Origin of the sequence: Veillonella parvula (assembly GCF_042850485.1) — a bacterium.
Classification (GTDB): Bacteria; Bacillota; Negativicutes; order Veillonellales; family Veillonellaceae; genus Veillonella; species Veillonella parvula_Q.
On record NZ_AP031417.1, the window covers coordinates 155,329 to 180,865 of the forward strand.

Annotated in this window: 28 protein-coding genes; 20 read left to right on the plus strand and 8 right to left on the minus strand. The window is 41.8% G+C overall.

The features are described from left to right. Positions 1–6 precede the first annotated feature (6 nt). From ACGHIY_RS00565 to ACGHIY_RS00575, 3 genes are all read left to right on the plus strand, one after another. Positions 7–723: an amino acid ABC transporter permease gene (locus ACGHIY_RS00565; RefSeq protein WP_004694252.1), complete on the plus strand. Its 717-nt coding sequence runs from the start codon at positions 7–9 to the stop codon at positions 721–723. After that, positions 720–1,493 carry an amino acid ABC transporter ATP-binding protein gene (locus ACGHIY_RS00570; RefSeq protein WP_390525572.1) on the plus strand — a complete coding sequence of 258 codons (774 nt, stop codon included), beginning with the start codon at positions 720–722 and terminating at the stop codon, positions 1,491–1,493. The genes ACGHIY_RS00565 and ACGHIY_RS00570 overlap by 4 nt, the downstream gene beginning before the upstream one ends. 129 nt (positions 1,494–1,622) lie before the next feature. Continuing rightward, entirely contained in the window at positions 1,623–2,105 is a 483-nt protein-coding gene (locus tag ACGHIY_RS00575) for a GNAT family N-acetyltransferase (protein WP_390525573.1), read from the plus strand. A gap of 110 nt (positions 2,106–2,215) precedes the next feature. On the opposite strand, the gene rbsB is transcribed toward ACGHIY_RS00575, so the two are convergent. The 8 genes from rbsB to ACGHIY_RS00615 form a co-directional block, all read right to left on the minus strand. Further along, positions 2,216–3,118, minus strand: a complete 903-nt coding sequence (rbsB, locus tag ACGHIY_RS00580) for a ribose ABC transporter substrate-binding protein RbsB (protein WP_390525574.1) — start codon at positions 3,116–3,118, stop codon at positions 2,216–2,218. Between the two features lie 9 nt (positions 3,119–3,127). Next, positions 3,128–4,063: an ABC transporter permease gene (locus ACGHIY_RS00585; RefSeq protein ID WP_390525575.1), complete on the minus strand. Its 936-nt coding sequence runs from the start codon at positions 4,061–4,063 to the stop codon at positions 3,128–3,130. Then, positions 4,063–5,544, minus strand: coding sequence for a sugar ABC transporter ATP-binding protein (locus ACGHIY_RS00590; protein ID WP_390525576.1), 1,482 nt, complete (start codon positions 5,542–5,544; stop codon positions 4,063–4,065). Before ACGHIY_RS00590 ends, ACGHIY_RS00585 begins: the two co-directional genes overlap by 1 nt. Positions 5,545–5,616: 72 nt before the next feature. Next, the gene (gene rbsD / locus ACGHIY_RS00595) at positions 5,617–6,030 is read right to left on the minus strand and encodes a D-ribose pyranase (RefSeq protein WP_390525577.1); all 414 of its coding nucleotides are present in this window, start codon (positions 6,028–6,030) and stop codon (positions 5,617–5,619) included. A gap of 188 nt (positions 6,031–6,218) precedes the next feature. Then, positions 6,219–7,109 (minus strand): ribokinase, encoded by an 891-nt coding sequence (gene rbsK / locus ACGHIY_RS00600; protein WP_390525578.1) that lies wholly within the window; start codon positions 7,107–7,109, stop codon positions 6,219–6,221. 322 nt (positions 7,110–7,431) lie between these two features. Further along, positions 7,432–7,614 carry a hypothetical protein gene (locus ACGHIY_RS00605; protein WP_012863713.1) on the minus strand — a complete coding sequence of 61 codons (183 nt, stop codon included), beginning with the start codon at positions 7,612–7,614 and terminating at the stop codon, positions 7,432–7,434. Positions 7,615–7,650: 36 nt separating this feature from the next. Beyond that, complete coding sequence (locus ACGHIY_RS00610; RefSeq protein WP_004694229.1) at positions 7,651–8,307, minus strand: NAD(P)H-binding protein; 657 nt, start codon at positions 8,305–8,307, stop codon at positions 7,651–7,653. A 108-nt stretch (positions 8,308–8,415) separates the two neighbouring features. Further along, on the minus strand, positions 8,416–8,937 hold the full coding sequence (locus tag ACGHIY_RS00615) for a cysteine hydrolase family protein (protein ID WP_316581349.1): 522 nt from the start codon (positions 8,935–8,937) through the stop codon (positions 8,416–8,418). A 217-nt stretch (positions 8,938–9,154) separates the two neighbouring features. Here ACGHIY_RS00615 and ACGHIY_RS00620 point away from each other — a divergent pair, with 217 nt between their 5' ends. The 17 genes from ACGHIY_RS00620 to ACGHIY_RS00700 all read left to right on the plus strand — a co-directional run bounded on the left by ACGHIY_RS00620 (position 9,155) and on the right by ACGHIY_RS00700 (position 25,443). Further along, positions 9,155–9,400, plus strand: coding sequence for a type II toxin-antitoxin system prevent-host-death family antitoxin (locus ACGHIY_RS00620; protein WP_009351852.1), 246 nt, complete (start codon positions 9,155–9,157; stop codon positions 9,398–9,400). Between the two features lie 2 nt (positions 9,401–9,402). Continuing rightward, positions 9,403–9,723: a type II toxin-antitoxin system RelE/ParE family toxin gene (locus ACGHIY_RS00625; protein WP_129823534.1), complete on the plus strand. Its 321-nt coding sequence runs from the start codon at positions 9,403–9,405 to the stop codon at positions 9,721–9,723. 142 nt (positions 9,724–9,865) lie between these two features. Continuing rightward, positions 9,866–11,491, plus strand: a complete 1,626-nt coding sequence (locus ACGHIY_RS00630) for a tryptophan transporter (RefSeq protein WP_390525579.1) — start codon at positions 9,866–9,868, stop codon at positions 11,489–11,491. After that, positions 11,484–12,296 (plus strand): energy-coupling factor ABC transporter ATP-binding protein, encoded by an 813-nt coding sequence (locus ACGHIY_RS00635; protein WP_195394545.1) that lies wholly within the window; start codon positions 11,484–11,486, stop codon positions 12,294–12,296. The genes ACGHIY_RS00630 and ACGHIY_RS00635 overlap by 8 nt, the downstream gene beginning before the upstream one ends. A gap of 9 nt (positions 12,297–12,305) precedes the next feature. Then, the gene (locus ACGHIY_RS00640; protein ID WP_120055888.1) at positions 12,306–12,974 is read left to right on the plus strand and encodes an energy-coupling factor transporter transmembrane protein EcfT; all 669 of its coding nucleotides are present in this window, start codon (positions 12,306–12,308) and stop codon (positions 12,972–12,974) included. Positions 12,975–13,327: 353 nt separating this feature from the next. Further along, entirely contained in the window at positions 13,328–13,828 is a 501-nt protein-coding gene (locus ACGHIY_RS00645) for an N-acetyltransferase family protein (protein ID WP_370800893.1), read from the plus strand. Positions 13,829–13,928: 100 nt separating this feature from the next. Further along, positions 13,929–14,792: a histidinol-phosphatase HisJ gene (gene hisJ, locus ACGHIY_RS00650; protein ID WP_012863724.1), complete on the plus strand. Its 864-nt coding sequence runs from the start codon at positions 13,929–13,931 to the stop codon at positions 14,790–14,792. Positions 14,793–15,034: 242 nt separating this feature from the next. Further along, positions 15,035–16,636 carry an ATP phosphoribosyltransferase gene (gene hisG, locus ACGHIY_RS00655; protein ID WP_215676209.1) on the plus strand — a complete coding sequence of 534 codons (1,602 nt, stop codon included), beginning with the start codon at positions 15,035–15,037 and terminating at the stop codon, positions 16,634–16,636. A 163-nt stretch (positions 16,637–16,799) separates the two neighbouring features. Beyond that, positions 16,800–18,077, plus strand: a complete 1,278-nt coding sequence (hisD, locus tag ACGHIY_RS00660; protein WP_215676211.1) for a histidinol dehydrogenase — start codon at positions 16,800–16,802, stop codon at positions 18,075–18,077. Positions 18,078–18,219: 142 nt separating this feature from the next. Beyond that, the gene (hisB, locus tag ACGHIY_RS00665; RefSeq protein ID WP_215676213.1) at positions 18,220–18,810 is read left to right on the plus strand and encodes an imidazoleglycerol-phosphate dehydratase HisB; all 591 of its coding nucleotides are present in this window, start codon (positions 18,220–18,222) and stop codon (positions 18,808–18,810) included. 13 nt (positions 18,811–18,823) lie between these two features. Continuing rightward, positions 18,824–19,546, plus strand: coding sequence for a 1-(5-phosphoribosyl)-5-[(5-phosphoribosylamino)methylideneamino]imidazole-4-carboxamide isomerase (gene hisA / locus ACGHIY_RS00670; protein ID WP_390525580.1), 723 nt, complete (start codon positions 18,824–18,826; stop codon positions 19,544–19,546). A gap of 171 nt (positions 19,547–19,717) precedes the next feature. Then, positions 19,718–20,476, plus strand: a complete 759-nt coding sequence (gene hisF, locus ACGHIY_RS00675; RefSeq protein ID WP_316602047.1) for an imidazole glycerol phosphate synthase subunit HisF — start codon at positions 19,718–19,720, stop codon at positions 20,474–20,476. 299 nt (positions 20,477–20,775) lie between these two features. Beyond that, the gene (hisI, locus tag ACGHIY_RS00680) at positions 20,776–21,093 is read left to right on the plus strand and encodes a phosphoribosyl-AMP cyclohydrolase (RefSeq protein WP_287550005.1); all 318 of its coding nucleotides are present in this window, start codon (positions 20,776–20,778) and stop codon (positions 21,091–21,093) included. 2 nt (positions 21,094–21,095) lie between these two features. Continuing rightward, entirely contained in the window at positions 21,096–21,422 is a 327-nt protein-coding gene (gene hisE / locus ACGHIY_RS00685) for a phosphoribosyl-ATP diphosphatase (RefSeq protein WP_287550004.1), read from the plus strand. Positions 21,423–21,547: 125 nt separating this feature from the next. Then, complete coding sequence (gene hisC / locus ACGHIY_RS00690) at positions 21,548–22,624, plus strand: histidinol-phosphate transaminase (protein ID WP_390525581.1); 1,077 nt, start codon at positions 21,548–21,550, stop codon at positions 22,622–22,624. A gap of 78 nt (positions 22,625–22,702) precedes the next feature. Continuing rightward, entirely contained in the window at positions 22,703–23,329 is a 627-nt protein-coding gene (hisH, locus tag ACGHIY_RS00695) for an imidazole glycerol phosphate synthase subunit HisH (protein WP_105086841.1), read from the plus strand. Between the two features lie 281 nt (positions 23,330–23,610). Then, entirely contained in the window at positions 23,611–25,443 is a 1,833-nt protein-coding gene (locus tag ACGHIY_RS00700; protein ID WP_288580780.1) for a carbon starvation protein A, read from the plus strand. Positions 25,444–25,537 lie beyond the last annotated feature (94 nt).

Sequence of the window (25,537 nt, forward strand, 5' to 3'; positions counted from 1 at the left end):
GGGCGTATGGGACATATAATCGATTCAACCTATATTTATGGCACCTTCTTTGCTGTCATTCCTTATGTGAAAGTCACCCTCATGATTACCTTCCTCAGCGTTGGTTTAGGTACAATCCTAGGATTATTAAGTTGCGTGCTACAACAAAACAAAGTACCTGTGCTCAGTCAGCTCAGTTACTTGTACGTATTATTGTGCCGTAGTATTCCGAACATGGTTCTCTTATACCTCGTGTACTATGGTTTACCAATTCTCTTCCTCGCATTAGAGGATCAAACAGGGGTGCATGTGCCCTTTGAAAAGGTGCCAGCTACCTTCGTAGCCGTTGTAGGCTTAACCTTGCACACAGGGGCCTATTTGAGTGAAATCTTTCGGGCTGCCTTACAATCGGTACCGAAAGGGCAAATGGAAGCGGCTCAGGCCATCGGTATGACTTGGTTCCAAGCGTTCCGCCGCATCGTGTTGCCACAAGCGACAGTCTTTGCGTTGCCACTATTTACGAATCAGTTCCTTAACACCATGAAGAGTACCAGCATTGTATTCGTTATCACCGTTATTGAATTGTTTGGCGCTGCAAAGTTATATACAGAGGAAAATTCACAGTATTTTGAGGCCTACATCGTGGTGGCCGGTCTATTCTGGGTGATGGGGATTGTCTTTGAATTTATCTTCCATCGTTTAGAAATCTATGCAAGCAAGTATAAACGAGGTAATGCATTATGATAGATATTAAACAAGTTCACAAATCCTTCGGGAATCGTGAAATTTTAAAGGGCATTGACCTACATGTGCCAACGGGATCTGTAACGGTTATCCTTGGACCATCCGGTAGTGGTAAGACGACGTTCCTTAGAACATTGAACTTCCTTGAAAAAGCCGATGCAGGGACAATGCAATTAAATGATATTTCTGTAGACTTACATAAAGCATCTAACAAGGAAATCTTAAACGTACGCCGTAATACATCCATGGTGTTCCAGTCTTATAACTTGTTCTCTAATAAGACAGTAATTGAAAATATCATGGAAGGCCTTGTAACAGTTAAAAAGATGAAAAAATCTCAAGCCCGTGAAATTGCTCAACGCTTCCTCAAGGAAGTAGGCATGGAAGGCTATGATGATTACTATCCGGTACAATTATCTGGGGGCCAACAACAACGTATCGGCATCGCTCGCGCCCTTGCGATGGACCCAGAGGTTATCCTCTTTGACGAACCTACATCTGCTCTCGACCCTGAACTCGTAGGCGAAGTATTGGCTGTTATCCGCAAGATTGCAAAAGAGTTAAAGGTAACGATGATTATCGTAACTCACGAAATTGGCTTTGCCAAAGAAGTGGCCGACCAAGTCGTATTCATGGAAGGCGGCGTTATCGTAGAACAAGGGGACCCTAAGGTTGTCCTTGAACATCCGAAAGAAGAACGGACACGTAAATTCTTGAGCCGTTATCTTATACTCGATAGTGAATTGCCTCTAGATAGCGCAGCTTTATAAATAGTACTGCTCTATAAAAATACTGCTCTATAAATAATGCAGAGCATAATAATGCGTGCTATCCTAGTAATATAGAAATTTATGGCGACCTAATATTTTTAGAATTAGGTCGCTTTAAATGAGGTACATATGAAAGAATTTAGACAATTAACCGTAGATGATGCAGCTGAGTACCATGAGGTATTGATTGCGGGATATGCAGAGAATAAGAACTATCCTATATCCTTTGATGCTATCAACTTTAGCCCAGAAGAGTCTCGTGCATGGATCTTAAAATATCCTGTATTTGGTCTCTACGTAGATGGTTCCTTGGTATGCTCTATTTCATTCCGCATGCCTTGGATACCCAAAGCTACGCCAGACATATATCCACATATTGCACACTTTGTGACGGCCCCTGAACATAAGGGAAAGGGCTATGCTCGTGAAGTTCTTGCCGAAGCAGAAGACCTATTGCGCAATGTATATAAAACACCGGCCGTAACACTGGGCACTGCCGCAGAACATCCATGGCTTGCCAAAATGTACGAAGGATTTGGCTTTAAAGAATATAAACGAACACAACTACCTGGGAAGGTACATACAACGATATTCTTTAAGAAAACATTGTAGTTACCAAAATTCATTGCATTCTTCAAAGAATTTTTGGAACGAGTGCCAAAATAAAAAGAGTCGCATCCTAATGATGCGACTCTTTTTCTGTACCCAGTTTCTATTTACAATTATTTTGTAACAACTTTAAGATCTACAGGGATTTTAGCTTCTACAGCTTCGCCTTTGATAACTTTTTGAGCTGTGTCGATAGCGATTTTACCCATTTGGTCTGGCTGTTGCGCAATTGTTGCAGCCAATGTGCCGTCTTTAACAGCTTTGTCTGCATCAGCAGTACCATCAAAGCCTACGATGAAGATTGTTTTGCTTGCGGATTTAGCTGCTTGGATAGCGCCCAATGCCATTTCATCGTTATGAGCGAAGATAGCTTGTACATCAGGGTTAGCTTGCAAAATGTTTGTTGCTACGTTTAAACCTTTTGTACGGTCGAAGTCAGCACTTTGTTTTGCTACTACTGTTAAGTTTTTGTCAGCTACGTTGTGGAAACCTTGGCCACGTTCACGTGTGGCGGAAGCACCAGGGATACCTTCGATTTCTGCAACTTTTGCAGCTTTGCCTACTTTATCCGCGATAAGTTGTGCAGCCATTTCGCCACCTTTTACGTTATCGGAAGCGATGTGAGCCACAACTTTGCCTTTATCAGCAGAGCGGTCAACAGTGATTACAGGAATGTTTTTAGCATTTGCTGCTTCTACGGAAGTAGAGATAGCTGCAGAGTCTACAGGGTTGATGATCAATACAGAAACGCCGCTTTCAAGTAAGTCGGAAATATCGTTTGCTTGTTTTGCAGGGTCATTTTGAGCATCAACGATTTTAACTTTAAGACCAAGCGCTTTAGCTTGAGCCTCAACGCCTTCCTTCATAGTTACGAAGAATGGATTGTTCAATGTGGAAACAGAGAAGCCGATTGTGCCGGATTTTTTGTCGCCGCCGTTATCAGCGCTTTTACCACAGCCTGCTACAAGACCGATAACCATGATAGCCATCGCCAACAGTAACAATAGTTTTTTCATAGGAACCTCCTAGGCTTTCTTGCGGTCTGCAAGAACCGCCAATAAAATGACAATACCTTTTACAACTTGTTGATAGAAACTGGAAACGTCGAGAATATTTAACCCGTTGTTGAGGGTACCGATAATGAGGGCACCAATTAATGTGCCAACGATATGACCACGACCACCAGCAAGGCTTGTGCCGCCAAGAACTACGGCTGCGATAGCGTCAAGTTCGTAGCCTGCACCTGCTGTAGGTTGTGCAGAGTTAAGACGAGATGTAATGATTGCACCGGCGATACCACAGAGCATACCAGTTAAGGCATATACGAAGATTTTAACGCGGTCAATCTTGATACCAGCAATGTAACTTACCTTTTCACTACCACCTACAGCGTATGTTTTACGGCCTAAGGATGTGCGGCTCAATACGAACCAGAGGATGATGAAAGAAAGGAACATTGTGATAGCTGGCACTGGAAGGCCTGCAATATCCCCTTGGCCAAAGCCGTGGAATAGAGGGTCTTGAGTAAGGCCAGAGATTGGGTTACCATCGGTGAATACCAATGTCGCACCACGGTAGATGGTCATGGTCGCCAAGGTAGCGATAAATGGAGCTACGCGGCCATAGGTAATAACGAGACCGTTGATGCCACCCAATACGAGGCCCGCACCTGCGGCTAACACGATAGCCAATACAGGGTCAGTACCAGTTACAATGAGGTTGGCCATCACTGCACTAGAGAGGGCAAGGATGGAACCAACGGATAAGTCGATACCGCCCGTTAAGATGACGAAGGTCATACCAAAGGCGATGATCGCATTGATGGATACTTGGCGCAACAAGTTACGCAAGTTAGAGAATTCAAGGAAACTGTCGTTCATGACAGAGATAATTACAAATAATAGGATGAGGCCGATGAGGGGGCCTAATTTTTTTACATATTGTAGAGCTTTGCCGTCCATTATTGTCCTCCTGTGGCTAATGTCATAATCGATTCTGGTGTTGCATCGCTACGGTCCAAGATACCTGCTACGCGACCTTCATGAATGACCATAACGCGGTCGCTCATGCCCAGCACTTCAGGTAACTCAGAGGACACCATGATAATGGACACACCATCGTTCGTTAATTCGTTCATTAAATCATAAATATCACGTTTCGCACCGATATCGATACCGCGCGTTGGCTCATCCATGATGATAATAGATGGTTTTTTACCGATCCATTTAGCGATAACAACTTTTTGTTGGTTACCACCAGAGAGGGAGGACGCCGCTTCGTGAATAGATTGTGTTTTAACGCCTAGCTTTTTAGACAATTCATCAGCAAAGGAATTGAGTTTACTCTTATCTAGTACATGAGATGGACAAATCTCGCCAAGGTTTGGCAATGTAATATTGGAACCGATGGAGAAATCGAGGATCAAGCCTTCGCTCTTTCTATTTTCTGTGATGAAAGCAATGCCTGCTTTGATGGAATCTTCCGGCTTTTTACAGTTGAGAACGGAGCCGTTTACTGTTACGGTACCGCCATTGTGCTTGTCTACACCGAAGATGGCGCGCATGATTTCTGTACGGCCAGCACCCATGAGGCCTGCTACGCCGAGGATTTCGCCTTTGCGCAAGGAGAAGGAAATTTCATTGTCAAAACCTTCTGGTTGAAGGTTATCAACGCTCATTACGACTTCGCCCGGTGTAGTGGTACGAGCAGGGTAGAACTCGTCGATAGAACGACCTACCATGTGGCGTACCACTTCGTCTACAGAAATTTCAGCAGTTGGTTTTGTAATGATGGTGTGACCATCACGCATAACTGTGATTGTATCGCATTCGCTAAATACCTCTTCCATGCGGTGAGAGATATATACAATAGCCACGCCGCGAGCTTTCATTTTGCGCATCATTTTGAACAATGTCGCCGTTTCACGCTCTGTGAGGGCTGCTGTCGGTTCGTCCATGATGACAACCTTGGCATCTAACATCAAGATACGAAGGATTTCTGTCATCTGTTGATGACCAACGGAGCAAAGGCCCGCCTCAGTAGTGAGAGGCAATTCGATACCCAACTCGCGGCAGGTGTTTTCTGCCTCGGCGAGCATCGCCTTTTTGTCGAGCATACCAAATTTGTTGCGCTTTGGTCTCATTAAATATAGATTTTCTAACAATGTTAGATTTGGCCAAATGTTAAGCTCTTGGTGGATGAAGGCCACACCGTTTAGCTCGGCCTCTCTCGGGTTCGGGAAGGTTCGCTCTACGCCGTCGATGGTGATCGTACCAGCGTCTGCCTTGTGAATACCAGTGAGGATATTCATGAGGGTAGACTTGCCGGCGCCGTTTTCGCCCATCAAGGCGTGAACCTCGCCCTCCTTGAGGGTAATACTTACATCGCGCAGAACTTGGTTCGTACCAAATGCCTTTGCAATGCCTGACATAACAATTTCCATAACTACTCCTATATGATTGGTGAAAGTATCTCTTGATGTATGTTTACAAACCTAGTTGGTTAATCTATTATGCTAGGGACAATCGCTAAAAATACAATCGGCACGCAAGATGATATTGGCATAGGGAGATGCTTCACCAGTTCGAATAATGCACTTGCATTGTTTTGTGGCTTCTTTGAAAGCGTCATGACTTGTTTCAATCCATTCGTATTGATCGGATGGGAAGGTAGACTCCAAGAAGGCATAAGCCTTAGGATTGTTTTCCTTAATTTCTGTTGCCACATGAATCGCTTCGGATTTCATATGCTTAGCGATGATGGATACTACTTGCTCAAAGCTGGGTACACCAAAATCTAAGGCTAAGTCGATTTTTTGAACCCCTTCAGGTACTGGTAAGCCACAATCAGAGATACAAATTGTATCTGTGTGACCAAGATCTGCCAAAACCTTAGCAATATGGCTATTTAAAATACCGTGTCGTTGCATAAATAACTCCTTATCTATTCCGATGACTAAGGCTTTAATGCCTTAGTCATTAACTCCCTTTGTTATATAGAGGACAGTTGCATTCATTGCTTGAAGAACGTATAGTTTGGATTGAATAGGCCTTTCAAAGCGACTTTGGCCCTGCGAAGGCAGACCCGGTCAGTGGAGCTTTGAAAGACCGGTTCAATCTATACGTGTTCTGCTAAGAATGCAGCGACCTCGTCTTTTGTTGGCATGCCACCTTGAGCCCCCAAGCGTTGGATGGAGAGGGCCGCTGCTGCATTGCCGTAGTGTAGAGCGTCGGCTAAGCTTTTACCATTAACGATAGCCGTTGCAAAAGCACCGTTAAATGTATCGCCAGCGCCTGTTGTATCTACGGGCTCAACCTTGAAGCCAGGTACGATGTGGATTTCACCGTTGTCCGCATATCCTACGCCCTTGCTACCAAGGGTAACGATGATTTTGTTTTCGTTAGCTAGTAAGGTCTCCTCTGTAGATTGGTTAGGGTAGAGCGCAGATAGCTCATGTTCGTTTGGCGTAATATAGGTTGCTAATTTTAACCATTCCGAATCGAGGTCGGCTGCAGGAGCAGGATTTAAGAGGACTTTCACATTCGCCTTGTGACAACGACGAACGATGTATTCAATAGTTGGAATAGGAATCTCGTTTTGCACCATTACGAGATCGGCTTGCTCGATAGCAGACCAAGCGTTATCTACTACGGACTGGTCTACCTTAGCATTAGCACCTGCAATCACGATGATGCTATTATCGCCTTCAGCTAATGTAATGTGTGCTGTACCGGTTGTAGTGTTCGGTACCGTAACGATGTAATCTGTATTGATGAAATTTTCTTTTAAATTATCTAAAATCATTTGGCCGTATGTATCTTCACCGATACAGCTGACCATCGTGACCTCTGCACCTAGACGAGCCGCAGCCACCGCTTGGTTTGCGCCCTTGCCACCGTGAGCGATGTGCAATTCGTTGCCCATAATTGTTTCGCCTGCAGTAGGGCGTTTATCCGCGAGGACTACAATATCCATGTTGCAACTGCCAATAACAACAATACGATTCATAATAACTCCTTAATAAGCCTCTGCCCTAACTGGGACTAAAAATGACTATCATTTATTTTTATACATAGAATCTTGCACATTTTATACAACGAACTGTATATATAAATATAATTGATAATCTAAGAGGCATTTGCTTTCACATACCTATAAGTGTATATTAATCATTTATTAGTATAGCGTAAATACGTGAGTTTATCTATATAAATATCTATAAAATGTAGGAATAAAAAAGGTATATCCAAAATCTATGTTACATGAGTAAAAATGTACTCTTTAGATCTTGGATATACCTTATTATTAAAGAATTAATATATTATACTATTTATATTTTATCTAACATTTTATCTATACTATCAAAAGATTTCTCTAAAGATAGAATACGACCTTGAATGATGTCATTTTGGCCTTGTACAAGAGCAGATAATATATCTACCTTAGCTTGTAAAATATTAGTTGCATTATCGTCAATATTTATTGTATTACTGTAGCTTTTATCTATTTTCATAGTCTATAAGGCCTTTATTGTTAATATAGCTATATATTAGTGAAAGCTTGGTTTGTCATAGTGTGTACCTGGTTCACCTACACCGATGCTTGTGCGGTGGAAAGGCGTTTCATCCGCAGCGTGTAAGATATCAAAGATGGCTTTTACCACTGCTTCGCGTGAAACTTGGGCATCGTTGAATTGAGCTCCTTCAGGGATGAGTTCGTAATCGGTTTTTTCGGGATCATTGTAGAGCCATGTAAGGCGCAAGATGGTGTAATTTAAGTTGGATTCGCGTAATACGTTACGTGCTTGGCGCTCACCTTGAACATAGCTAATCGGTAAGTTGTCGAAGGTCCATTTTTCAAGTGCTACAGGGAATTCACCAGAAAGTCCAGCCATGGACACACCGATAACACGGCGTATATTTTTGCGGCTCAATGCTTTCACGATGGACGCCATATCACTGCCAGACTCCATAGCACCTACAAATACAACCTCCGCATTTGTTACAGCTTGTTCTAATTTACCTGGGTTTTGGAACGAACCTTCAATCACTGTAACGCGTTCATGGTCGATAATCTCTGGAGGTATACGTGTTTTCAACTGACGACCATATAATGTAATGTGCATATCTGTATATGTTAATAGTGTAGCAGTCAACTTTTGAGCTATTTGGCCCGCAGCTCCTAAAATCGTAATATACTTATACATAAAAAAGACCTCCTATGTTCGGGCATAAATATTTAATGAAATTTTAACATACATATATGACAAATACGTGAGAAAAAATTATAAAAATCTTTGTATTATTTTCGTAATTTAATTGATACTTAACATTTCGTTTGTTGTTTTTAGCTGTGCAAATCGATTCCGCCAAATCTTTTCTTTGTAAAAGAATAGGATTGTATCGGCGGATAGATGATCATTATCAAAGGTTGAGATAGCATCTTCGACGATGGTGATATTATAACCATATTCAAAGCCTACTTTCACAGATGTATCAATGCAAAATTCCACTTGCATTCCTACGAATGTTACATCGGTAATATTTTTTCGGTTTAAATATTCCTTTAATTCAGTATCCTTGAAGATGCTATTGTAATATTTATTGAAAATCTTTTCGTTTTCTTGCGGTTTTAATTCGTGATAGACTTGCCAATTATCACTGCCCGTTGCTAATAAGCCTTCATCTTCAGAATGCCTGATAAAAATGACTTCTATATTTTGATCTCTAAAATGTTGAATGATTGCTTTTGTATTTGAGATAAAGTTTTTCGCATTGTAAGGGTTTTCCTTAACTAAGCCTTCTTGGATATCGATTACGATTAATGCCTGTGCCATGATATATTTCCTTTTTTATTCGTAAATAAGTATCTATGCGCATTATATCATAAGTATATAATAAGAAAAGGAAGAAAGAAGTATCATAGATGTTGATAGTAATTTTAAAGGGTGCTGTAAAATTTAATGTTGAATTTACGCGATAATTTAACTACAATAATGATAAGATATTAGAAAGATGAGTGTTATATCACTAAAGTATTTTGGAGGTGATAGTATGCCGAATATAAAACCTATTTCAGATTTACGTAACTATTCTGAAGTTTTACGAGATGTTACTATAGATAGTCCAGTATTCTTAACTAAAAATGGTAGAGGCCGATATGCTATTATGGATATCCAAGATTATGAACGTGTAATGGCTACAATAAAACTTATGGGCGCTTTAGAGAGCGGTCGTAAGTCTGGTGAAGAACAAGGATGGATTTCATCAGAGCAACTAAAGAGTGAATTGGGGATTTAATTATGAATAATCAAATTAGCTATGCACCAAAAGCACGAGAAGATTTGCTAGAAATAAAATCTTTTATAGAAGAAGAAACAGGTGATATTGAGCTAGCTAAGAAAACCGTTTCGGATATAGTGACTACGAATGACTCGTTGAGTATATTTCCAGAAATGGGGCAGCGATTATTGATTAATTTAGAAAGTAAAATTGAATACAGATATTTACTTTGTCATAATTATTTAAGCTTTTACCGTTATTTAGACCGGACTATCTATATTGATAGAATATTAAACAGTAGACGTGATTATCTTAGAATACTATTAGATGAAGTACATTAGTTCTTAAAAGCACTATCGTTAATAGATGGTGCTTTTTATCATATGATAAAGATACTATTTATTAATAGTATCTTGGCTTTAACAAATTCTCGAAGGATGTTACAATAGACACTATATATTCATTTTTAGAAAAGAGGCTATTATGGAACGGATTCAAGATCTTGTGTACACACATGTGCAGGGTGGACAGTTTAGATGGGTCACTGTCAGCACATTGATGCTCGCATTGGGCACGATATTGCATTTGGTGAGCCCTAGTGTGGCTGGGGTAACGCCGAACTGGACGATTGCTACGTACTGCGTAGCTATTTTATTGACTCGTCCTAGTTTGAGTCAAACCTTGGGGATTGGCCTTGTAGCGGCCCTCATCAATGTATTGACGTCTAAGTCAGCGTTCCCTTATGGCAACTTATTGTCTGAGCCGGGTGGTGCTTTGACGGCGGCTCTCGTAACGCGCGCTATGTTGTCTGTGAAGTTCCGTAAAATTGGTGGTTTTGATTTAACGCCTGTCGTGTCTGGCTTCTTAGCAACTGTTGTATCTGGCGGTATCTTTGTTACCATTTTGTGGCAAGTGCTTGGTTTGCCAAATAATGTGTACATGTACGGCATGTGGCCATTGGTACTCATTGTAGGAGCCTTGAATGGTGCCATTACACCAATCTTGTATATTCCGGCACAACGTTTATTCTCTAAACGTGGCATGCTACCAAATGCGGACCAATTGACATCTGATCATAGTCGCTTGACTATCTTGCCTGAGCGCCAAGCTAAAATATCCATTGAGCACGTAAATTACTATCATCCTAAGGCAACTACTCCATCCCTTGAAAATATCAATCTCGATGTAAATGAAGGTGATTTCCTCGTTGTTACAGGCCCTGCAGGTTGTGGTAAAAGTACCCTTTGTATGGCGATGGTAGGGGCGGTGCCTAAATTCTATGGTGGACGGCTAGAAGGCATGGTCTTCGTAGATGGTCATGCGACTACGCAAATGGAAATCCCAGAACTTGCGAACCATATCGGTGTAGTTCTGGCTGACTACGATACACAGCTCGTAACGATGACAGTTCGTGAAGAAGTAGCCTTTGCTATGGAAAACCGCGGTTATGACCGTGAAACTATTAAAGCTCGTTCTGAAGAGGTGTTTAAGCAAGTTGGCCTCGTAGGCTTAGAAGACCGCAAGATTACAAGTTTATCTGGTGGTCAACGCCAACGTTTGGCTATCGCATCCGTATTGGCTACGAACCCAACCGTACTTGTTCTTGATGAACCGACAAGCTCCCTCGATCCAGATGGGACTGCTGAATTATATCGCCTCGTAGGTGATTTGAACCAAAAACACGGTATCACCGTTGTCGTTATCGACCATGATTTGCATGCCGTATTGCCGTACGCTAACCGTATGGCCCTCATGGTAAATGGTTCTATCGCCTGTGATGACGATGTACCTACTACGCTTCGTTATATGTATGAACACAATATTCACGTCGATGCATTGCCATCCGTGTTTACAACTTATATGGAATTGGAACAAGCTGGCTTCCACAGCGATGAACCTTGGCTCAGCATCGAGTCTGCTATCAAGGGTTTGCACCAAATTGAAATGGCTCATGCGATTCAAACCGAGGTGCATGGTAAAAGCAACTCTCCAGCTAATCAAAGAAATATAGTAGATAATCTTGATGATCAATCTAATATAGTAGAAAATAGACAACCAGTTCAACGCGTTGATGATGTACAAGGAAAGGACGGTGGCGATCATGCTTAAGGTTGAAAACATCCGCTTTGGCTATGTGCCATCCGTAGATATTTTCCAAAACGTGACTTTCACCATCGAAGGGGGCGAATATATCGCTATCGGTGGTCGTAATGGTTGCGGCAAAACGACTATTACGCGATTGCTTGTCGGCCTCGAAAAGGCTAGGGAAGGCCACATGTATTATAACGGCAGAGATATTACGTCCATGCCGCCGTCTAAACGGGGTCAATTTATCGGCTATGTATTCCAACAGCCAGATCGCCAAATGTTCAGACCTACCGTAGCCACAGAGGTTGCCTTCGGACCTGAGTCCTTGGGGCGCAGTAAAGCCGAAGTGAAGCGTATTGTTGATGAAGTATTGGAGCGCACAGGCATCGGCCATTTGCGTGAAGCCTATCCTCCAACATTGCGCCGCGGTGAAAAGCAACGCGTTGCCATTGCTTCTGCGTTGGCTATGCAATCTAAAATCCTCATCCTTGATGAACCAACCAGTGGTCAAGATGGTAAGGAAACTAAAGAGCTATTAGCATTATTGCGTCAGCTTAATTCAGAAGGTATCACAATCCTTCTTATTACCCATGATATGGAAATCATGGCTAGCGAATGTAGCCGTGCTATCATCATGGGCAACCAAACCGTTGCCTTTGACGGCAGTCCAGAAGAATTATTCAAAAAATCTACGGATGAATTGCAAGAGCTAGGCCTTACGAAGCCGCCAAGTGTGGAACTTTCATTAGCGGTACCATCCTTAGGTTATTGCAAATCTATGGATGAATTGAAATCTAAGTTAGTGGCTCAGTTGAGCGGAAAATAGGAGGGACATATGGAACGTTTAGTACCGTTAACAAAAATCTTGATGACCCTTGCTGTATCCGTGTGGGCCATCCTATTGCGTGACTGGGCATCGCTATTGGCATTAGTCGTAGTAGAACTCGGTGTACTGTTTTTGGCAGGTTTGTTATTCAAACAACGCAAAGCCGTGTTGGCATTAACTAGCTTCGCTGTATTTCTTGGACTCATCCAATTCCTTGGCAGCGGCGATGTAACCTCTGCCATCGTATCCGGCTTACGAATGTTGGCTATGACACTTGTCTTTATAGGCCTGTTGGCAACTACAAAATTGCAAGATCTTACGGCAGCGCTCGTAACACAATGTAAAATTCCTTACGAATATGCATTTATGTTCACTGCCGCACTTCGCTTTGTGCCTGACTTCATTGCTGAAAGCCATGCTGTACAAGAGGCGCAAGCTTGCCGTGGCTTATCTCTAGAAGGCAACTTCATTAAGCGTATCAAATCCTATGCATCTGTTATTCAACCATTGCTGTTAAAATCCTTGGGCCGTTCCGAAACAATGGCGTTATCCTTGGAACTACGGGGCTTTGGTGGCCCCACACACAGCTTTGCTGCATCCGTAGGATTGAAAAGAATCGATTATACTGTGATTAGTGCTTTAATTGCTATTACAGTACTTTTATTTGTTATTGTGTAATTTTCTTATAAATCAAGTAAGAGTATAGTTTTGCTTCTATAGAAATGTATTAGCTCTAATAGTTATAATAAAAAATATGATGAAAGTATATAAGTAAAATAAGAGCTTTTTACTTATATATGCTTCAAAACGTATATGCTGAGTGGTAAAAAACGTTGCTTTTACCACTCAGTTTTGTTGTATTGGGGATATAGATGTAAAATATGTAATTTTTACTTCTTAAAAATGTAGAATGTGAAATGGTATGTTATACGAATAGTTCGTCCTTTTTCTTGCGTATGTGGTCTCTTTTTATATATTATGTTAAATAGAAATAATATTTTTTAGGATACCCACAATTTTGAGGAATACTTATGAGTGAATTAGTAATACGACCAATCACAAAGGATGATATAGCCCCTTGTTTAGATATTTACAACTATGAGGTTGTGAACGGCGTAGCTACGCTTGATCTTGAACCTCGCACGTTGTCAGAGTGGCAGGAGTGGTATGAGTCTCATAGCGATGAGCACCATCCTATTGCGGTAGGTACCATTGATGGGATTGTAGCAGGCTATGCATCGCTTTCACCATATCGACCTAAAGAGGCTTATAAAAGTACCGTCGAATTATCTATCTATATCCATCAAGATTATCGCGGTAGGGGGATCGCTACACAACTGATGGCTCATATTTTAGAAATAGCAAAAAATGATCCATTATTGCATAATGTGGTATCCGTTATTACGGCTGGCAATGAAGGCAGCACCAAGTTACACGCGCGATTTGGCTTTACCTATTGTGGTTTAACGCCTCAAGTTGGATTCAAACATGGTAAATATCAGGATACCGAAACATACGCATTATTGGTATAATAATTAATATAGTAAAATATATAAATTAATACGTTATACCAATGATGTATAGATTATAGATAAGGGTTCGCCAGGGGTTAGGGCGAATAGGGGTGATTGAATGAACATGAAAGATGAACGGCAGTTCGTTGGATATAGTAAGTATCGCAGCCGTCTCGTGGACGGTCATGTGCATACGGAGTTGTGTCCACATGGTAGTGGGGACCGAACTGCGATGATGATAGAAAAGGCCATCGAGTTGCGTATTGAAAAGGTATGCCTTACAGAACATGCACCATTGCCAACAGCTTTTGCTGCAGAATATGGTGGTGATAAAAAGGCTTATGACACAGCGTCTTTGAAATTAAATGAAGTTGATACTTACTTAGAGTTGGGGCGTCAATTACAACGTGCGTATGGCACACATATCGATATTTCTCTCGGTTTTGAAGTCGATTATATTCCAGGCTTTGAATCAGACATTCAAGAGTTCTTGGATCGCTATGGTCCGTTGACGGATGATAATATTTTATCCGTTCACTTTATGGAAGGCGTTAATAATGCCTTTTACTGCTTAGACTACAGTCCTGAAGAATTCGAAAAAGGCTTCGGACCGTGGATTGAAAAGCAATATGAGTTATATTACAAATATTACTCCACCGTGCGCCAAGCCGTGCGTGCTGACCTCGGTGAATATACACCTAAACGCATAGGTCATTTTGATTTAATCAAGAAATACCAACATCACTTTGGCTTTGAACGTCATTTAGATCGTCGCAATGCGCAGGTGGTGAGCGATATTTTGCATATCATGCGCGTCCAAGGTCGCGAGCTAGACTACAACATGAGCGGCTTCTTCAAACCAGATTGTCGTGAAATGTACCCAAGTCGTTTCATCCAGGGCATGGCAGCTATCATTGGAGTGCCATTTGTATTGGGATCTGATGCACATAGTGTGGCGGATATAGAAAATGTTTGGGGCTAGTATAAAATCATTATTATAGTAAATACATGAAATATTAACGGTTCTATTGACAATTCTATAGAACCGTTATATTATAGTTTCATACTTTAGCTAGATAAAGCGATAAAATAGAAAAGTATCGATATAGGTAGAATTTTTCTCATAGTAAATAGAAGATTTATATAACGCATTTAATACTAGTTATATGATGCTTTCATAGACAAGAGAACTAATAAGACGAAATGATAGAAAGGATGTTTACGATGGTACAGCAGCAATTACCTACTGGTTTCCGTGATGATATAGGGATCGTAGCAGAGCGTAAGGATGATGTGAGTCAATATGTGCTCGGTCTTTGTCGAAATCGTCAATACACAAAGATTTCTACGCCTCTCGTAGAGTACAAAGATGTATTCAATGGCTATGCAATGGGGCGCGGTCAACATATGTACGAATTCATGGATAGTTCTGAAGCATCCGTCGTAATTCGTCCCGATTTGACGATGCCTATTGGTCGATTCTTGGCGACTACTAATATAGAATTGCCTCGCACGTTCTATTACTTGGGCGATGTGTTCATGAAAAATAAAAAGCACCGCGGCGATGTGAACCAAGTGACGCAAGGTGGTATCGAGATGGTGGGCTATGATGGGATTGAGGCAGAGCAAGAGTGCTTCAAGATCATTAAAGAGGTAAATGAAACTCAGCTAGGTGGTAGCTTGTTGCTCGAAATTGGTGATGCTCGATTCTCTCGTGCTATCACCGATGCCCTAGGGCTCAGTGATGATGAAAGAACAGAACTCCTCGAGACTTTGTTCACTAAATATTTACCTCGTTACAACGAGTTGATTGCTGATTTTAAAAATAGTGCGTTGTTCCCATTCCTCAATGTGTGGCCTCGTTTATTTGGTACGGTTCAAGATATTAAGGATGAGTTGAACCAAATCATCTTGCCTGTAGCGGCGCAGCGCATTTTAGATAATCTCATAGACATGGCAAACCAAGTGGAGCAAACAGGGCAACCGGTTCGCATCGATGTGTCTACAGAACCCCCTCAATCTTATTACACAGGCATTACCTTTAGAGGTTATGTGGACGGCGTGTCTCAATATATCGTCAGTGGTGGTCGTTATGACGGACTGTTATTTAGCTTTGATGGTACACCGATGCCAGCTGTGGGGATGGCTTTCAATATCGACGTATTGACTGATGTTACCTTGCAGGGTGAAAGCAAAGCTCAAGATAACGATAAATTACGCATTGCTCTTACGAAGGGGCGCGTAGAAAAGGATTTTATTCCACTCCTAGAAGCATGTGGCGTCGATTGCGAGCCATTACATAATAAGGCGCGTAAGCTCATTATCTCTTTGGGCGATTCTATGGAGGTCATCCTTGCAAAGGGCCCAGATGTAACGACGTATTTGAAAAATGGCGTGGTTGATCTTGGCATCGTCGGTAGCGATGTGCTCGATGAACAAGACGATACAAGCTATGAAATGCTAGATTTACAAACGGGTAAATGCCAATTTATCTTGGCGTCCTTAGCGGGCTATGATCCTAAAGAAGGTCGTCGTCAACGAATTGGTACGAAATATCCAACCATTACAAAACAGTACTTTGGAGCTCAAGATGTGGAAATCATCAAGATTGAAGGCTCTGTTGAGCTGGCCCCACTTGTAGGACTAGCAGATGCTATCGTAGATATTACGGAAACGGGTACCACTTTGCGTGAAAACAATCTAGAAATCTTTGATTGGTTGCAGCCCATATCTACACGCTTAGTAGCAAATCCGCTAGCATTAAAACAAAAGCGAAATACCATTTTTAAACTCATTGATCAGCTTTCAGAAGCAATTAATAAATAAGATGTAGAGTGAATCATATATTCAGCTAGTAAGATTTAGGATTAATAGCAGATAAAACTATTAATATGCAGATAAAACTATTAATATATGGAATGAATAATAGAAAATGAATACTAGATCTAACTAGAGATACTGATAACTCAAGTAGGAAGAAGGACGACAGATGAAAATATATAAGGAATCACTAGAGGTGATGCTTGGTATCGTACGTGATTATACACAGCAAACTACAGATATGGAAATTGAACGTCGTGTGTACGATATAATCGCCGATGTACGGACTAACGGTGATGCGGCGCTCAAAGCATATTCTAAAAAATTTGATGGCGTATCCATCGAAGATTTCAAGGTGCCTCAAGAGGAAATCGACGCTGCTTATGAATCTTTATCTGATGATTTAAAAGCCGCATTGTTAAAGGCAAAGTCTAATATTACGGAGTTCCATAGCCGAGAAATTGAACAGGGCTTTGTGGATATGGATACACCGGGTATCATCCGCGGTCAAAAGGTGATTCCCTTGGCTCGTGTTGGTCTCTACGTTCCTGGCGGTACAGCGGCGTATCCATCTACTATTATCATGACTGCATTGCCAGCCAAAATCGCAGGGGTAAAAGAAATCGTTATGGTGACACCTCCTCAAAAGGATGGCATTAACCCTGCTGTACTTGGTGCGGCAAAACTGGCTGGTGTTGATGCGGTGTACCAAGTGGGCGGTGCCCAAGGGGTAGCGGCGTTGGCTTACGGTACGGAAACCATTCCAAAGGTAGATAAAATCGTAGGCCCTGGTAATATTTACGTAGCCACAGCGAAGCGCCAAGTATTCGGCCAAGTTGATATCGATATGATTGCAGGCCCTAGCGAAATTGGTGTTATTGCTGATGATAGTGCTAATCCAGTTCACTTGGCGGCTGACCTGTTATCTCAAGCGGAGCATGATCCTCGAGCCCGTGCTATTATGGTCACTACTAGTGAAAGCTTGGCAAATGCCGTATCTGATGAGGTAGAACGACAATTAAAATTGTTGCCTCGTGAAAGTATCGCTCGTCCAGCCATTGAAAACAACAGTTATATTGCCGTTATGGACAGCATTGAAGACATGTTCACGGTGATGAACGAAGTGGCGCCAGAGCATTTGGAAATTCAATTGCCAGACCCAATGAACTACATGAGCCTCGTTCAAAATGCGGGCTCTGTATTCCTCGGTGCTTATGCATCTGAACCGTTGGGCGATTACTTGGGCGGTACAAATCACGTATTGCCTACTAGCGGTACAGCGCGATTCTCGTCTCCGCTAGGCGTATACGATTTCGTGAAACGTACGTCTTTCACACAATTTACAAAAGAACGGTTAGAAGAAGTGGCAAAACACATTACTACGTTGGCTCGTACGGAAGGGCTCGAAGCGCATGCTCGCGCCATCGAAGTACGTTTTGAAAAATAGTTATAAAAATATTAGAGAAAATATTGGACAAAATAGTAGAAAATAGATTCGGTATATATTTGGCCTCTATATTTATATGTAAATTTAAAATATAGAGCGGAAATATAGATTAGAAATATAGATTTGGAGTATAGAGGTCGTTATGATACGCACAGGCACGGTGCAACGCACCACTCGAGAAACAGATATTACAGTAGAAATTACCCTTGATGGGGCGCAAACAAGCTCCATCTCGACCGGGATTGGCTTTTTTGACCACATGTTGACGCTACTCGCTAAACACGGACGATTTGGCCTTGTGGTAGAAGCAAAGGGCGACACGTATGTGGACGCTCACCATACAGTTGAGGACGTTGGACTTGCCTTAGGGCAGGCCTTGGTGAAAGCCCTTGGCGACAAGGCTGGCATCGAGCGTTACGGCGATGCGTGGGTGCCTATGGATGAAGCATTGACGCAAGTTGTCATCGATTTGAGCGGTCGTCCGTACCTCGTTTTCCAAGGGGAATGGAGTACGCCGGTTTTAGGTGGCAACTTTGAAACAGAGCTGGTGGAGGATTTCTTCCAAGCTCTTGCTATGAGCGCCGCTATGAACCTTCATGTGCGCAATTTATATGGTCGCAATACACATCACATTATTGAAAGTATGTTTAAGGCAACGGGCCGTGCATTGCGCAAAGCAGTTACTATTAATCCGGATATCCAAGGGGTTAACTCTACAAAGGGCGTTATTTAATAAAGGAGAATTTATGATTTTTCCAGCTATAGATTTACAAGATGGGCGCAGTGTTCGCCTGTATAAAGGTGACTTCGCACAGGAAACGGTCATCAATCCTGATCCAGTAGATCAAGCGAAACAATATGAGGCGGCTAAAGTGGGAGCCTTGCACCTCGTCGATTTAGATGGTGCCAAGGCGGGCAAGCCTGTAAATGTAGACATTGTAAAAGCAGTGCGTGCAGCTTTCACAGGCATCCTTGAAATTGGAGGTGGCATCCGAGATAAAGAGGCCGTTGACCTCTATTTAGGCATGGGCGTAGATCGTGTTATCTTAGGATCTGTAGCACTTAAAAATCCGGAACTTACAAAGCAGGTTATCGCTGAATACGGTGCGGAGCGTATCGTTATTGGTGTAGATGGAAAAAATGGCAAGGTTGCCGCTGAAGGTTGGCTCGACCAATCCGACGTGCCGATGACCGATTTAATCGGTGCCATGGTTGAAGGGGGCGCAAAGTATTTTATCGTTACCGATGTAGACCGGGACGGTACAATGCAGGGCGCCAATGAAGAGTTACTTGGGAATTTGCAAAAAGAATTTCCTACAGCACGCATCGTTGCTTCTGGAGGCGTTCGTAATCTAGGGGATATTAAATCGCTAGAACAAAAAGGCGTTATGGATAGTATTGTTGGTAAGGCTCTGTACGAAGGCACGATTACGCTAGAGGAAATCGGCGAGTACAATCAGCAGAAATAATAGAAATGACTATGATGCTCTTACATTAATTATTGGTTGTAACCAATGGAATATTGGGCATAATCAATATATATTGTACATGGTCAATGAAATATGCTGTGTATAACTGTTGAAATGTATTGGGCGTAACAGCTGAATTATATTGAATGACACTCGATGGAAAGGAGCTTTATGTTAGCGAAACGGATTATTCCCTGCCTAGATGTAGATGATGGTCGCGTAAAAAAAGGGGTTAACTTTGTTAATCTCGTAGATGTAGGCAGTCCCGTAGATATTGCGGCTTCCTATGAGCAGCAACAGGCAGATGAGCTGGTATTCTTAGATATTACGGCCACCGTTGATGCGCGGACCACTATGCGCGATGTGGTACAGGAAATCTCCACACAAGTATTTATGCCACTCACCGTGGGTGGTGGTATCAAGAGTGTTGATGATATGACGGCTTTGCTGAAAGCTGGTGCGGATAAGGTATCTTTGAACTCTGCGGCTCTTGCTAACCCTGAGCTCATCACAGAAGGGGCTCAAAAGTTTGGTAATCAATGTATGGTGGTAGCCATTGATGTGAAAACAGATGAAGAAACCGGCGAATGGTATGCCTATACTCACGGCGGTCGCAAGCGTACAGAATGGAAAGCTCTAGATTGGGCAAAAGAGGCCGTAGCTCGTGGAGCAGGGGAATTGCTAGTAACGAGCATGGACAAAGATGGTACAAAATCTGGCTTTGATATCGAGTTATATAAGGCTATTGAGTCTGTTGTTAATGTACCTATCATCGCATCTGGAGGTGCGGGTAAGGTTGAGGATTTTGTAAATCTCTTTAAGCAAACCGGTGTTACCGGTGCACTGGCAGCATCTATATTCCACTTTGGGGAAGTTAAAATTCCTGAACTCAAACAAGAACTACGAGCTCACGGAATTACAGTGCGCTAAAATAGATCTAAACAATTACTATCTCTCGTAAACTCTTTGCTAGTCTATATGTTCAGAATTAGTTAAATTGTTTGTTTATAGATAAACAGAAAATAGAAATAGAAATAGCAATAGTAATAGATAGAGATAGAAATAGCAATAGTAATAGATAGAGATAGAAATAGAAATATATGAAGATGTAGATACATATATAGATATAGAATAAAATGCATACATAAATACAGATACAGATGTAGAGATAGATATACAAACTGACATAGGATAACAGATTGGTGATTACTTTTGATAAAGGATAGAATATGAAACCGGATTTTGAAAAAGGAAATGGCTTGTTGCCGACGGTTGTGCAAGATGCGGAGACTAAGGACGTTCTCATGGTGGCGTGGATGAACGAAGAAAGCTTTCACAGAACACTAGAAACAAAGGAAACGTGGTTTTGGTCTCGATCTCGTCAAGAACTATGGCATAAGGGTGGCACCAGCGGCAATGTACAGCATGTGGTGAGTATGGCCCTCGATTGTGATGGCGACACCTTGCTCATTCAAGTTAAGCCTGAAGGTCCTGCCTGTCATACCGGGCGTACAAGCTGTTTCTTTAATGAAGTAGAACGGAGTTAAGCATGGCACAGCAAACACTGAACGAATTATATGAAATTATTAAAAACCGTAAGGCACAGCCAAAGGAAGGGTCTTATACGAATTATTTATTCGACAAAGGACTCGATAAAATATTGAAAAAAGTTGGGGAAGAGGCAACGGAAGTCGTTATCGCTGCAAAAAATGATGATCCACAGGAGCTGATTTACGAAACAGCAGATGTGTTATATCACTTGCTCGTGTTATTAGCGGAGAAAAATATTCCTTACGAAGCCATTGAAGCTGAGCTGGCGAGCCGCGAAGGGGTTGTTAGCAAGACTACAGATCGCCCAGAAATTACAAATTTATAATGTACATCGCGTTATGAGTTCCTACGATTACCCATGCGTTTATATGAGTTAAGACGAGTTTATAAACACAAAATGAGGTAAAACGAGTTTATATACATTAAGAAAATAGATAGAAAGGATAGCCTATGAAAGAGATAATTCGCACATTGAAACCCTATATACCTGAGGAGCCGGCTGAAGCGGTGATAGAGCGCCTTGGTATTGACAGATTGGTGCGCTTGTCGGCGAATGAAAATCCATATGGCACATCGCCATTGGTACGGGAGGCTATCCTTAGCTATGTAACACATAATGATGCCAACTATTATCCGGATGGTAATGCTACCGATTTGCGTATGAAATTAGCGAGTTACTGGCAGGTGCAACCTGAGCAACTCATCATCGGCGTAGGTCTAGATGAGGTCATCGCCATGGTCAATAAAACATTGATTACTGCTGGTGACTCCATCGTAGTAAGCGTGCCAGCCTTTTCGGAATATGCCTTGAATGGCCTCGTGGAAGGTGCTGAGATTCGCGAGGTGCCAGCTGATTTTGAAACGGGGCAGTATGATTTTTCTGCTCTCGTGAAAGCTGTAGATGAAACGACACGCCTCGTGTGGATTTGTAATCCTAATAACCCAACGGGCACCTATGAATCTGTTGAAGATATCCGCAAATTTGTAGCAGCTGTATCAAAGGAAACCTTGGTCATCGTAGACGAGGCTTATATCGATTTTGTCACTTCCGTAGCAGTTCCTACGGCACGTGCGCTCTTGGATGAGTTTCCTAATGTGGCTATCATGCGTACCTTCTCGAAGGCCTATGGCCTTGCCAACTACCGTGTAGGCTACATGATGACTCCTTTAGAATTGGCCAATTATATGCAAACCATTCGCTTACCGTACAATCTGAATACATTATCTCAAGTGGCAGCAGAAGCCGCTTTCGATGATCAAGAATTCTTGGCGAGAACGGTATCTCAAAATGCAGAGGAACGAGCAAAATGGGAAAGCCTCTTTGATGAGTTAGGCATTCACTACTATAAGAGCAAAGCTAATTTTATCTTCTTTGCATCACCTGATGCGGAAGGTCTTGCAGATGCTTGGCTTAAATCAGGTTACCAAGTGCGCCGAGGTCAACGAGAAGGATGGTTACGCCTTACGATTCCAATGCCTCAAGATGGGGATGTTATGCGCCAGATATTAAAAGAATTTATGCATTAATCCACATAGGGTATATCACAGATAGTATTAAGATTTGTTTTATGATATCGGATTTCATTTTATAGAATGGAGTTTATTATGATTGCCATTATAGATTATGATGCAGGGAATACCTTCAATGTTCAGAAAGCATTAGCTTATATCGGTCTTGATGCAGTGCTAACGGCAGATCCTGAGACCATACTAAATGCTGATGGTGTTCTCTTGCCAGGTGTAGGCGCATATGCACCGGCGATGGCAGTTCTAAAAGAACGTGGTTTAGTCGATGTCATCTATGAAGTAGTAAAACGTGAAATACCTTTATTAGGTATTTGTTTAGGCATGCAACTTTTATTTGAAGAATCTGAAGAATACGGCCCAACGCCCGGTTTAGGCCTTATTCCCGGTAAGGTAAAAGAAATTCCTCGCAACCTTGGCCTTAGCGTGCCTCATATGGGTTGGAATAAAAATGTAGTACACCAGCCTCATAGTGCTTTTAGCAATGTAGATGATCAATATACATATTTCGTTCATTCCTATTATGTGGATACAGATCCTGAATATATCATATCTACTGCAAATTATGGTATCGATGTACCTGGCATTGTAGAACGAGGTAGAGTATATGGAATGCAATTCCACCCTGAAAAAAGCGGTGTCGTAGGTCTAAATTTGTTGCGTACATTTGGGACTATTACAAAAACTTATAGGAAAGCAGGAGAATAGGGATATAGCTATCTTTTATTACAGATAAGAATGAGTCATTCAGTAACCAATATATCTAGGATAATAACGGCATCTCATAGGTAGAGAATGCCGTTATTATGCTTTATAGTTATACTTAACTTTCAAAATGAGAAATTAATAATTGACACCTTGTTGATTAGTTATACAATAATGTTGTAAGTACTAACATTTTAGGAAGCCATTGTGGCATGGATACGATACATAAGTTTTATCAGTAATATTCATATACTCCATGTCACGTGATTATTGGAGGTGTTTATATGGTTATGAATGGTATTTACTTAGTTATTGCCTCCGCGTGTATTCTAATTTTAGCGTACCGCTTTTATGGGGCTTTTATAGCGGCTAAGGTACTGACATTGGATCAATATCGTCCAACGCCAGCCATGGTTCACAATGATGGTCACGATTACGTGCCAACCAACAAATGGGTAACCTTTGGTCATCACTTTGCAGCAATTGCTGGTGCAGGTCCACTTGTAGGTCCTGTTATCGCAGCACAGTTTGGGTATTTGCCTGGGGCATTATGGATCCTAATTGGTTCCGTATTAGCCGGTGCTGTACATGATATGGTTATCTTGTTTGCTTCCGTTCGTTACGATGGTAAATCGATTGCGGATATTGCTCGCGAAGAAATCAGTAAACTTGCTGGTTTTGGTGCTATGCTCGCTACCTTATTCCTATTGATTATTACCCTTGCTGGTATGGCTGTAGTAGTAGCTAACGCATTGCATAACTCTCCTTGGGGATTCTTCTCCGTATTTGCTACCATTCCAATCGCTATTTTTATTGGTATTTATTTGAAATGGTTGCGTCCTGGTAAAATCCAAGAGGCGACTATTATTGGGGTAGCCTTAATCTTCGCAGCTATCATCTACGGTCCAAATGTAGCGGCTAGCGAATATGCATCTTGGTTCACATACGACTTGCAAACCATTGAAATTATGCTTGCTGTGTATGGTTTCTTTGCAGCTGCATTGCCAGTATGGTTGTTACTTGCTCCTCGTGACTATTTGTCCACATACCTTAAAATCGGTACAATCGGTGCATTGGCTCTTGGTATTATCATCGTAATGCCTGAAATTCAAATGCCAGCTGTAACTCCTTACATCTGGGGCGGCGGTCCTGTATTGAAAGGTTCCGTATTCCCTTACATCTTCATTACTATCGCATGTGGTGCGTTATCTGGCTTCCATACTGTTATTGCTACAGGTACAACACCTAAAATGCTTACTAATGAAAAAGAAATTTTACCTATCGGTTATGGTGCGATGTTAACAGAAGGCTTCATCGCTATGATGGCGTTGATTGCTGCCACTGCATTGCATCCAGATGATTACTTTGCGATTAACTCCACAGTTGAGTCTTTCAAAGCTTTAGGCCTTCAAGTCCATGAATTGCCAGCATTGTCTGCAATGGTTGGTGAAGACTTGATGCACCGTCCTGGTGGCGCCGTATCCCTTGCAGTAGGTATGGCTCATATCTTCTCCAGATTGCCTAATATGGATCACTTGATGGGTTACTGGTATCACTTCTGTATCATGTTCGAAGCATTGTTCATCATGACCTTGATCGATGCTGGTACTCGTGTAGGTCGTTACTTACTTCAAGAATTATTAGGTCATTTCCACCCTAAATTCAACGACCAACATTGGGCTCCCGGGGTTTATGGTTGTGCCGCTTTAATTTGTATCTTGTGGGGCTACCTAGTTCTACAAGGTAACATTGGTATTATCTGGCCTTTATTTGGTGTATCGAACCAATTATTAGGTACCATGACATTGGCCGTAGGTACTACAGTTATCATGAGACTTGGACGCAAACGCTATGCATGGGTAACAGGTATCCCTTGTATCTTAATGGCTATCGTTGCTATCGCTGCAGACTATGAAAATGTATTCTACAGCTATATTCCTGCTGGTAAATGGATTTTAGTAGCATTTAGTGCTGCTATGTTCCTCATGATCCTTATCGTATTAATTGAAGCTGTACGTAGTTGGATTCGCTTGTCTAGCATTCCTCAAGACTATCGTACACAAGCTGAAATTGAAGCTGAAAGCCTTGTAAAATACGGTAAAGAAGTAAAAGCATAAGATTGATTATTGCAATATATAAAGTGCACTCACATTTGTGGGTGCACTTTTAATCTATAAATTTGCTGTCTTTTTTATAAAATAGTTAGGTAAT

Excerpts from the sequence above, each read along its gene's own strand:
- ACGHIY_RS00630 (WP_390525579.1), top strand. The coding sequence starts at position 9,866 with ATGGAACGGATTCAAGATCTTGTGTACACACATGTGCAGGGTGGACAG.
- hisD (WP_215676211.1), top strand. The coding sequence starts at position 16,800 with ATGAAAATATATAAGGAATCACTAGAGGTGATGCTTGGTATCGTACGT.
- ACGHIY_RS00635 (WP_195394545.1), top strand. The coding sequence starts at position 11,484 with ATGCTTAAGGTTGAAAACATCCGCTTTGGCTATGTGCCATCCGTAGAT.
- hisC (WP_390525581.1), top strand. The coding sequence starts at position 21,548 with ATGAAAGAGATAATTCGCACATTGAAACCCTATATACCTGAGGAGCCG.
- rbsK (WP_390525578.1), bottom strand. The coding sequence starts at position 7,109 with ATGAATCGTATTGTTGTTATTGGCAGTTGCAACATGGATATTGTAGTC.
- hisB (WP_215676213.1), top strand. The coding sequence starts at position 18,220 with ATGATACGCACAGGCACGGTGCAACGCACCACTCGAGAAACAGATATT.
- ACGHIY_RS00585 (WP_390525575.1), bottom strand. The coding sequence starts at position 4,063 with ATGGACGGCAAAGCTCTACAATATGTAAAAAAATTAGGCCCCCTCATC.
- ACGHIY_RS00570 (WP_390525572.1), top strand. The coding sequence starts at position 720 with ATGATAGATATTAAACAAGTTCACAAATCCTTCGGGAATCGTGAAATT.
- ACGHIY_RS00615 (WP_316581349.1), bottom strand. The coding sequence starts at position 8,937 with ATGGCACAGGCATTAATCGTAATCGATATCCAAGAAGGCTTAGTTAAG.
- ACGHIY_RS00640 (WP_120055888.1), top strand. The coding sequence starts at position 12,306 with ATGGAACGTTTAGTACCGTTAACAAAAATCTTGATGACCCTTGCTGTA.
- hisI (WP_287550005.1), top strand. The coding sequence starts at position 20,776 with ATGAAACCGGATTTTGAAAAAGGAAATGGCTTGTTGCCGACGGTTGTG.
- ACGHIY_RS00625 (WP_129823534.1), top strand. The coding sequence starts at position 9,403 with ATGAATAATCAAATTAGCTATGCACCAAAAGCACGAGAAGATTTGCTA.
- ACGHIY_RS00645 (WP_370800893.1), top strand. The coding sequence starts at position 13,328 with ATGAGTGAATTAGTAATACGACCAATCACAAAGGATGATATAGCCCCT.
- ACGHIY_RS00700 (WP_288580780.1), top strand. The coding sequence starts at position 23,611 with ATGGTTATGAATGGTATTTACTTAGTTATTGCCTCCGCGTGTATTCTA.
- hisH (WP_105086841.1), top strand. The coding sequence starts at position 22,703 with ATGATTGCCATTATAGATTATGATGCAGGGAATACCTTCAATGTTCAG.
- rbsB (WP_390525574.1), bottom strand. The coding sequence starts at position 3,118 with ATGAAAAAACTATTGTTACTGTTGGCGATGGCTATCATGGTTATCGGT.
- ACGHIY_RS00575 (WP_390525573.1), top strand. The coding sequence starts at position 1,623 with ATGAAAGAATTTAGACAATTAACCGTAGATGATGCAGCTGAGTACCAT.
- hisE (WP_287550004.1), top strand. The coding sequence starts at position 21,096 with ATGGCACAGCAAACACTGAACGAATTATATGAAATTATTAAAAACCGT.
- ACGHIY_RS00605 (WP_012863713.1), bottom strand. The coding sequence starts at position 7,614 with ATGAAAATAGATAAAAGCTACAGTAATACAATAAATATTGACGATAAT.
- hisJ (WP_012863724.1), top strand. The coding sequence starts at position 13,929 with ATGAACATGAAAGATGAACGGCAGTTCGTTGGATATAGTAAGTATCGC.
- ACGHIY_RS00590 (WP_390525576.1), bottom strand. The coding sequence starts at position 5,544 with ATGGAAATTGTTATGTCAGGCATTGCAAAGGCATTTGGTACGAACCAA.
- hisG (WP_215676209.1), top strand. The coding sequence starts at position 15,035 with ATGGTACAGCAGCAATTACCTACTGGTTTCCGTGATGATATAGGGATC.
- ACGHIY_RS00620 (WP_009351852.1), top strand. The coding sequence starts at position 9,155 with ATGCCGAATATAAAACCTATTTCAGATTTACGTAACTATTCTGAAGTT.
- ACGHIY_RS00610 (WP_004694229.1), bottom strand. The coding sequence starts at position 8,307 with ATGTATAAGTATATTACGATTTTAGGAGCTGCGGGCCAAATAGCTCAA.
- hisF (WP_316602047.1), top strand. The coding sequence starts at position 19,718 with ATGTTAGCGAAACGGATTATTCCCTGCCTAGATGTAGATGATGGTCGC.
- ACGHIY_RS00565 (WP_004694252.1), top strand. The coding sequence starts at position 7 with ATGGGACATATAATCGATTCAACCTATATTTATGGCACCTTCTTTGCT.
- rbsD (WP_390525577.1), bottom strand. The coding sequence starts at position 6,030 with ATGCAACGACACGGTATTTTAAATAGCCATATTGCTAAGGTTTTGGCA.
- hisA (WP_390525580.1), top strand. The coding sequence starts at position 18,824 with ATGATTTTTCCAGCTATAGATTTACAAGATGGGCGCAGTGTTCGCCTG.